General features: G+C 59.7%; 6 protein-coding genes and 1 pseudogene. All 7 read right to left on the reverse strand.

Annotation, left to right across the window (positions count from 1 at the left end; translation table 11 throughout):
* On the reverse strand, positions 1 to 2,010 hold a 2,010-nt coding region (locus ACRC1E_RS12085), incomplete at its 3' end, for a molybdopterin oxidoreductase family protein (protein WP_438515343.1).
* 30 nt (positions 2,011 to 2,040) lie between these two features.
* Positions 2,041 to 2,358, reverse strand: coding sequence for a nitrite reductase small subunit NirD (nirD, locus tag ACRC1E_RS12090; RefSeq protein WP_438515344.1), 318 nt, complete (start codon positions 2,356 to 2,358; stop codon positions 2,041 to 2,043).
* Between the two features lie 45 nt (positions 2,359 to 2,403).
* Positions 2,404 to 4,836, reverse strand: coding sequence for a nitrite reductase large subunit NirB (nirB, locus tag ACRC1E_RS12095; protein WP_438515345.1), 2,433 nt, complete (start codon positions 4,834 to 4,836; stop codon positions 2,404 to 2,406).
* Between the two features lie 253 nt (positions 4,837 to 5,089).
* A complete protein-coding gene (locus tag ACRC1E_RS12100; RefSeq protein WP_438515346.1) occupies positions 5,090 to 5,668 on the reverse strand; it encodes an ANTAR domain-containing response regulator in 579 nt (192 codons plus the stop codon).
* Positions 5,669 to 5,722: 54 nt separating this feature from the next.
* Positions 5,723 to 6,517, reverse strand: a complete 795-nt coding sequence (locus ACRC1E_RS12105) for an ABC transporter ATP-binding protein (RefSeq protein WP_438515347.1) — start codon at positions 6,515 to 6,517, stop codon at positions 5,723 to 5,725.
* A 1-nt stretch (position 6,518) separates the two neighbouring features.
* A complete protein-coding gene (ntrB, locus tag ACRC1E_RS12110) occupies positions 6,519 to 7,406 on the reverse strand; it encodes a nitrate ABC transporter permease (protein WP_438515348.1) in 888 nt (295 codons plus the stop codon).
* Between the two features lie 40 nt (positions 7,407 to 7,446).
* Positions 7,447 to 7,933: pseudogene (locus ACRC1E_RS12115) on the reverse strand (nitrate ABC transporter substrate-binding protein); the annotation flags it as partial.

The following is a 7,933-nucleotide window of genomic DNA, read 5'->3' on the forward strand; positions in this document are numbered from 1 at the left end:
CATCCAGCTGCGCCCCCAGTGCATGGGTAAAAAAACGTTGCCTGGGCGCAAACCCGCATCGATTGCCAGCGGCAACACCAGCGCGCCACGCTTGGATTTGATCCTGACCAGATCACCGGTCCCTAACTTCAAGCGTGAAATATCATGCGGATGCATGGATAGCGCCGGTTCTTCGACATGAAGCGTCAGACCGGGCACCAGGCTGGTACGCCCGGTGGTATGCCAGTGATCGCGCAAACGCCCGCTCGTCAATTTAAACGGGAAATGGGCGGAAACGCTTTCGGCTACCGGCTGGTAGCCGGTGTCAAAAAATTGCGCCTTGCCCGAAGGCGTAGGAAAGATGCCGTCCTGATACAGGCGTAGCTGTCCCTGTCCCGCGCGATAAGGCCATTGCTGCGGGCCGGTGTTGTCCAGTATGTCGTAACTCAAGGCGCTGTAATCCAGATCGCGCCCGGCGGTTGTCGCCGCGTGTTCGGCAAAAATCTGCGCCGCACTTTGATGGGCAAACAAGGACACTTTTTCCGGTGCCATCAGCAAGGCCAGACGCCGGCCGACTTCGCTTGCCATCTGCCAGTCGCCCATGGCGTCCGCGGGCGGGGCAATGGCGGCATGCACACGGGCAATGCGGCGCTCGCTATTGGTCATGGTGCCGTCTTTTTCCGGCCAGGTAGCCGCCGGCAACACAATATCGGCAAAAGCCAGCGTATCGGCACTGGCAAATGCCTCGGACACAATCACCAGTTCGGCCTTTTGCAGGGCAGCGCGCACCCGCGCCTGATCGGGCAAGCTGGCTGCTGGATTGGTCGCTGCAATCCAGATCGCCTTGATGCGGCCATCCAGCAGCGCATCGAACATATCGACGGCAGTCAAACCCGGCGTCGCCGGCAAGGCATCCACGCCCCATAGCTTGGCAACTTCAGCGCGATGGGCGGCATTGGCCGGATCACGGTGCCCCGGCAGCAGGCTTGCCATGCCGCCGGCTTCGCGCCCGCCCATGGCATTAGGCTGGCCGGTCAGCGAAAAAGGCCCGGCCCCCGCGCGGCCTATCTGGCCGGTCGCCAGATGCAGGTGTATCAGCGCCGCGTTTTTCGCTGTTCCGCTGCTGGACTGGTTCAAACCCATGGTGTACAGCGACAGGGCTGCACCGGCCTGCCCAAAGTAGCGTGCAGCCTGCACGATATCGCTGGCGGCCACGCCGCAGACTTCGGCCGCGGCCTTGGGGGTAAATTCATGAATACGCTGCTTGAGAGCAGCAAAACCTTCGGTATGCGCCGCAATATAGTCGTGGTCAATCAGTCCGTCCCACACCAGCACATTCAGCATGGCATGAAACAGCGCCACATCCGAACCGGGGTGAATAGCCAGATGCAAATCGGCAAAGTTCGCCGTATCGGTGCGGCGCGGATCGATGACGATGATTTTCAGTGCCGGATTCTTGGCTTTCGCATCCTCCAGCCGGCGAAACAAGACTGGATGCGCATAGGCCATATTCGAGCCGGCAATCAGCACGCAATCGGCTGATTCCAGATCCTCGTAGCAGGCCGGTGGTGCATCGGCCCCCAGCGTCATCTTGTAGCCGGCGACCGCGCTTGACATGCACAGCCGCGAATTGGTGTCGATATTATTGGTGCCGACCAGCGCCCGGGCGAGCTTATTAAAAACGGCATAATCCTCGGTCAGCAGTTGGCCGGACAGATAAAACCCCAGCGCATCCGGCCCGTGCTCGTCGACGATAGCGGCCAGCCGGCTTGCGACCGTATCGAATGCCAGTGCACGCGCGACGGGCTGCAAGGCAAGCCCGCGCTGTGTACGGATGGATGCCGACAACACCCGCGCTTCATCGCGGCGTACCGTTTGCGCCAGCATCTGCCCCTTGCTGCACAAACGCCCGAAATTGGCCGGATGCGCTTTATCGCCCATCACGGCGATAAGCTGATCACCACGCGTCGTGACCTTTACCCCGCAACCGGTGCCGCAATAACAGCACACCGATGAAACAGTCTTGTCCATAGCTTTGCCCCCTGATGGCTAACCTGCGCTTCAGCCGGCTAACGCCAGATACACCACACCAGCTTCCAGCCGTGCCGGAATATGGTGGGCGCAGCCTATGTCCGGCGCTTGCGCCTCACCACTATCCAGTGCGATGACCCAGTTGTGCAGCGGACAGGTGACGGTCTTGCCGTGAACAAGCCCTTGCGACAAGGGACCGCCCTTGTGCGGACAGCGGTCAAAGAGCGCAAATACCTCATCGCCCCGGGTACGAAATACGGCGATATCCTCCGCCGCGCGGTGTTTGATAATGCGCGAGCCTTGCGCGGGTATGTCCGCCAGCGCACATACCGCTATCCAGTCAGCCATGTCTTTCTCCTTGTTTGCGGTTTACCGACCTGCGTGTGAGAGCACTTACAGCGCCAAAGGCTCGAATTCGCGACGCAAGGCGCCATCCCTGATGCGTTCCTGCCACGGATCCTGTTCGAACGAGAGTGCGAAGCGCAGCCTGGCATAGAGTTCGGCTCGCCCGGCAGCATCCTCGACCACGCGCTGCCTGATGAGCTCCAGCCCCACCCTGTGCAAATAATGTACGGTTCGTTCCAGATAAAAAGCCTGTTCGCGGTACAACTGCAAGACAGCACCGCACATTTCCAGCACTTCGCCCGGCGTTTTTACCTTGACCAGGAACTGGGCGACTTCGGTCTTGATGCCGCCATTACCCCCCACATAGATTTCCCAGCCCGAATCGACGGCAATGATGCCTACATCCTTGATCCCGGCTTCCGAGCAGTTGCGCGGGCAACCGGAGACGGCCAGCTTGACCTTGGCCGGACTCCACATCCCGAACAGGTCTTTTTCCAGATCTATCCCCATCTGGGTCGAGTTTTGGGTGCCAAAGCGGCAAAACTCGCTGCCGACACAGGTTTTTACCGTACGCAGACTCTTGCCGTAGGCGTGACCGGAAGGCATGGCCAGTTCTTCCCATACCTTGGGCAAGTCTTCTTTTTTGATGCCCAAGAGGTCGATACGCTGGCCACCGGTCACTTTCACCATCGGTACCTGATACTTGTCGGCCACATCGGCAATACGCCTGAGCTCGGATGAATTGGTGACCCCACCCCACATGCGCGGAATCACCGAATAAGTGCCGTCTTTCTGGATGTTGGCGTGTACCCGCTCATTCACCAACCGAGACTGCGCATCGTCCCGGGCTTCGCCTGGCCAGCTTGAAATCAGGTAGTAGTTGAGTGCCGGACGGCACGTCGCGCAGCCGTCCTCATTGCGCCAATTGAGGGCCGTCATCACGCTGCTGATGGAGGTCAGGTGCTGCTCGCGAATGGCGGTGCGCACAAACGCATGGTTATGCTCGCTACAGGCGCAGATCGCCTTTTCCCCTTTAGGGGTGACATCGGCCGCTCCACCGACACAGTTCACCAGAATCTGCTCGACCAGACCGGTACACGAGCCGCAGGAGCTGGCCGCCTTGGTCTGCTTCTTGATCTCGTCCACGCTGAACAGGCCTTGTTCGCGGATGGCCTTGACAATAGTGCCCTTGCACACCCCGTTGCAGCCGCAGACTTCGGCACTGTCTGGCATGCCGGCGATCCGGCTTTCACCGGCATGGCCCACGTCGCCGATGGACGACTCGCCAAACATCAGCTGGTCGCGTATCTCGTGAACCGGCTTGCCTTCGCGTATCAGACGGAAATACCACGCACCGTCGGCCGTATCGCCATACAGGCATGCACCGACCAGACGATCACCTTTAAGTACCAATTTTTTGTACAGCCCCCCCACCGGATCGGCCAGCGTAATGGCCTCCGTACTGTCATCGCCCATAAAATCGCCGGCGGAAAAGAGGTCGATACCGGTGACCTTGAGTTTGGTCGATGTGACACTGCCCTGATAACGGGCAATCCCGAGACCCGCCAGATGGTTGGCGGCGACACGGGCCTGTTCGAATAGCGGCGCAACCAGGCCATAGGCAATGCCGCGATGGCTGACGCATTCACCCACGGCATAAACGCGCGGATCAAAGGTCTGCATGGTGTCGTTCACCACCAGCCCGCGATGGCAATACAGGCCCGAGGCCTCGGCGAGCTGCGTATTGGGGCGTATGCCTACCGCCATCACCACCAGATCGGCCGGTACTTCATGGCCATCCTTGAAGCGGATGGCACGCACTTCTCCCGCTTCATTGCCCAGCAAGGCTTCGGTCTGCTTTTCCAGCAAGAAGGCCAGCCCGCGCGCTTCCAGGCTCTTTTGCAGCAAGCGGGCAGCCGCCTGATCCAGTTGGCGCTCCAGCAGCCATTCCGACAGATGCACCACCGTTACATTCATGCCGCGTGCCGCCAGACCATTGGCGGCCTCCAGTCCCAGCAGGCCTCCGCCTATCACCACCGCGTGCTTTTTGGTGCTGGCGGCAGCCAGCATGGCATTCACGTCATGATTGTCGCGATAGCTGACGACGCCGAGCAAATCCTTACCCGGCACCGGCAGGATAAAAGGATTGGAGCCGGTGGCCAGCAATAGCCGGTCATAGGAAGCGCAAGTACCATCCGCGGCCGTGACCCTGCGTTTGGCGCGATCCAGGCCGGTGATGGTTTTATTCAGGTGCAGGGTAATACCGTGTTCGGCATACCAGGCTTCATCATTGAGCATGATGTCTGCAAACGCCTGCTCGCCCGAGAGGACCGGAGACAGCAGGATACGGTTGTAATTCCCCCAGGGCTCGGCACCGAAAACAGTGATGTCGTAGTAATCAGGGGCCAGTTTCAGCAATTCTTCCAGTGTACGCACACCGGCCATGCCGTTACCTACCATGACAAGCTTGGGCTTGCTCATCGTTTACTCCTTTGGCGTCTTGCCGCATTCAACAGCAAAAAAGGCCCGTCGACACAGGATGTTCCTGTACCGACGGACCTCATTGTCCTTGGCCGTCATCACCGCCATTGGCGAATCCGGCTATCGTATTTCTCTAACGGGTATCGCAAGCACTGTGCCAACTTTTTAAAAGACGGACAGCCGCATAAACACCGGTGCTATCCTTTGCCGGCTATTTTTTGGTGCATAGCAGCACCAAAACAAGGCAAACCCTTTACGTCCCCATCCAGCCGGCTACTTCGACCATCTCGCGCGCCACCTCGCCAATACGGCGCTGGCTTTGCATGGCGCGCGCCCGCAGCAAGCCGTAGGCCTCTTCTTCATTCAGGCCCTTGAGCTGCATCAGCAAGCCCTTGGCTTTGTCCAACCATTGCCGGTCGGCAAGCTTGCTCTTGGTCACGCTCAGTTCTTCACGCCGCGCCTGCTCGATGGAAAAACGTTCGATGGCCACCTCCAGCAGACCGGCAATGCGCGTCGGCTCCACCTTGCCTACCACATACGCGGCCACCCCGGCTTGCAGGGCAAGACGTATGGTGTCGCGCCGTTGATCGTCGGTAAACATCACCACCGGACGCAAGCTTTCCATGCTGGCGACGCAGACGGCTTCCAGCGTGTCGCGCGAAGGCGCATCGGAGTCGATCAGCACCAGATCCGGCTTCATGCCGGCGATCACCGCATCCATGCCCATGCAGGGCGATATTTGCCCCACCACGGACACACCAGCCTGCTCCAGCGCCTGCGTGAGCAAGCCGGTGCGCCCCGAACCATCATTAATCAGCAGTACTTTCAGCATATACCCCCCTGCCTTCAGGCTAGCAATTGCCATGCCCAAAATGCATGGCGACGATTATGCCGCGCAGGCTTGCGTATGTTTCTGATACAAAAAGGCCAGTACCTGTGCCCGACAGGCGTGGTAGCCGGGGTCAGCCGCCAGTGCCAGACGCTCTCGCGGCCTGGCTAAATTCACCTCCAGTATTTCACCCACGGTGGCGGCCGGGCCGTTGCTCATCATTACGATACGGTCAGACAACAGTACGGCCTCATCTACATCGTGCGTCACCATGACCACCGTCGACGCGGTGCGAGCCACGATGCGGATCAGTTCGTCCTGCAAATTGGCCCGCGTCAAGGCATCCAGCGCACCGAAGGGTTCGTCCAATAGCAGGACTTTGGGCTCCATCGCCAGCGCCCGCGCGATGCCTACCCTTTGCTTCATGCCGCCGGAAATCTCGCCCGGATGCTTGTCGCGGGCATGCGTCAACCCCACCATGGCCAGCGCCGCCTCAGTGCGCGCATGAAGCTGCGGCTTGCTTTCGTCTTTTCCGAATACGCGCTCCACCGCCAGATGCACATTGCCAAAGCAAGTGAGCCACGGCAGCAGGCTGTGATTCTGGAATACCACCGCCCGATCGGGGCCCGGGCCTGCGATTTCGCGACCATTGGCAATGGCAATACCCGCCGTGGGCTGCAGCAAGCCGGCAATAATATTCAGCACGGTAGACTTGCCGCAGCCGGAGTGGCCGATCAGTGAAACGAATTCGCCTTTGGCGATCACCAGCTTGACATCCTTGAGGGCGATAAACGTTCCTTTGCCGGTATCAAAAGTCATGCCGATCTGGTCTAGCGCGATGCAGTGTTCCATTTCACACCTCCTGTCCGAAGCTGGCTTTTTGTGCCAGCCATACCAGTATTTGTTCCAGCACCAGCCCGACCACGCCCACCACAAAGATGGCAATCAGGATGTGCTCTACATTCAGGTTGTTCCACTCATCCCATACCCAGAAACCCAGCCCGACCCCGCCTGTCAGCATTTCGGCCGCCACAATCACTAGCCACGCCACCCCTATTGCCAAGCGGACACCGGTCAGCATCGCCGGCAAGGCGGCCGGCAGCAGGATCACCGTAAAAATTTTCCACTCCGACAGGCGCAGCACCCGCGCGACATTCAGATAGTCTTGCGGCACGGCACGCACACCGGCGGCCGTATTCAGGATCAATGGCCAGATGCTGGAAATAAAGATCACCCAGATCGAGGCCGGATCGGCTGATTTGAATACCAGCAAGCCGATAGGCAGCCACGCCAGCGGCGAGACAGGCCGCAGCAAGCTGATGATGGGTGCGCTCATGCGCGCCATAAAACCAAAGCGCCCGATGATAAAACCGGCCGGAATGCCGACCAGCGCAGCAAGGCCAAAGCCGATACCCACCCGCCCCAGCGACATCAGGATGTTCCAGCCTATGCCCTGGTCGTTGGGGCCGTTACGATAAAACGGGTCGGCAAACAGTTCGCGCGCTGCGGCCCAGGTACTGGCAGGCCCCGGCAAGCTGCCGCCGCTAGCTTGCGCCAGCGCCACCCATAGCAATAGAAACAGCAGGATGCCCAGCAAGGGTGGCACCAGTACGCGAATAAAAGCAGCCAAGGGGCGGCGCAAGGGTTCGAGCAGGCTGGGTAGCGCGACTTGCTTGCGCTGCGGCAATTTGCGCATGCCGCCGGCTGGGTGTCCGCCGGTGATGGTTTTCATGGCCGTCATGATTTTCTCCGGATTGATGGCAGGGATGCGGCCGTACAACTCAGGCCTTGATCTTGAAGGAAGCGGCATAGGCCGCCGGATTCTTGCCATCCCACAGCACGCCATCAATCAGGCGACTGCTGCGCATGTCTGTCGATGGCACGGCAACGCGGGCCAGTGCTGCAGCCTGCCGGTATAGCGCAAGCTGGTTGATCTGCCGGGCCACAGCCAGATAGTCGGGGTCGGTCTTGAGGATGCCCCAGCGCTTGTGCTGGGTGAGGAACCACATGCCGTCGGACAGGTATGGAAAATTGACCTTGCCGCCATCAAAGAATTTCATGGCCTTGGCGTCTTGCCATTTGCGCCCCAAACCGTCTTCGTAAGCGCCACTAAAGCGGCCGGCAATGACCACCTCCGGTGCATTGACATACCCTTTCTGGGCAATCAGTTTGGCAACTGCGGCATGGTTTTTCGGGTCATCGATATAACGCGAGGCATCCAGCAAGGCGGCAATCAGCGCCCGCGCCGTGTTCGGATACTGGCGCACC

This window comes from Craterilacuibacter sp. (genome assembly GCF_051659485.1).
Taxonomy (GTDB): domain Bacteria; phylum Pseudomonadota; class Gammaproteobacteria; order Burkholderiales; family Chromobacteriaceae; genus Craterilacuibacter.

Coding starts and splice junctions, on each gene's coding strand:
- nirD (WP_438515344.1), bottom strand. CDS start 2,358: ATGGCTGACTGGATAGCGGTATGTGCGCTGGCGGACATACCCGCGCAA.
- ACRC1E_RS12105 (WP_438515347.1), bottom strand. CDS start 6,517: ATGGAACACTGCATCGCGCTAGACCAGATCGGCATGACTTTTGATACC.
- ntrB (WP_438515348.1), bottom strand. CDS start 7,406: ATGACGGCCATGAAAACCATCACCGGCGGACACCCAGCCGGCGGCATG.
- nirB (WP_438515345.1), bottom strand. CDS start 4,836: ATGAGCAAGCCCAAGCTTGTCATGGTAGGTAACGGCATGGCCGGTGTG.
- ACRC1E_RS12100 (WP_438515346.1), bottom strand. CDS start 5,668: ATGCTGAAAGTACTGCTGATTAATGATGGTTCGGGGCGCACCGGCTTG.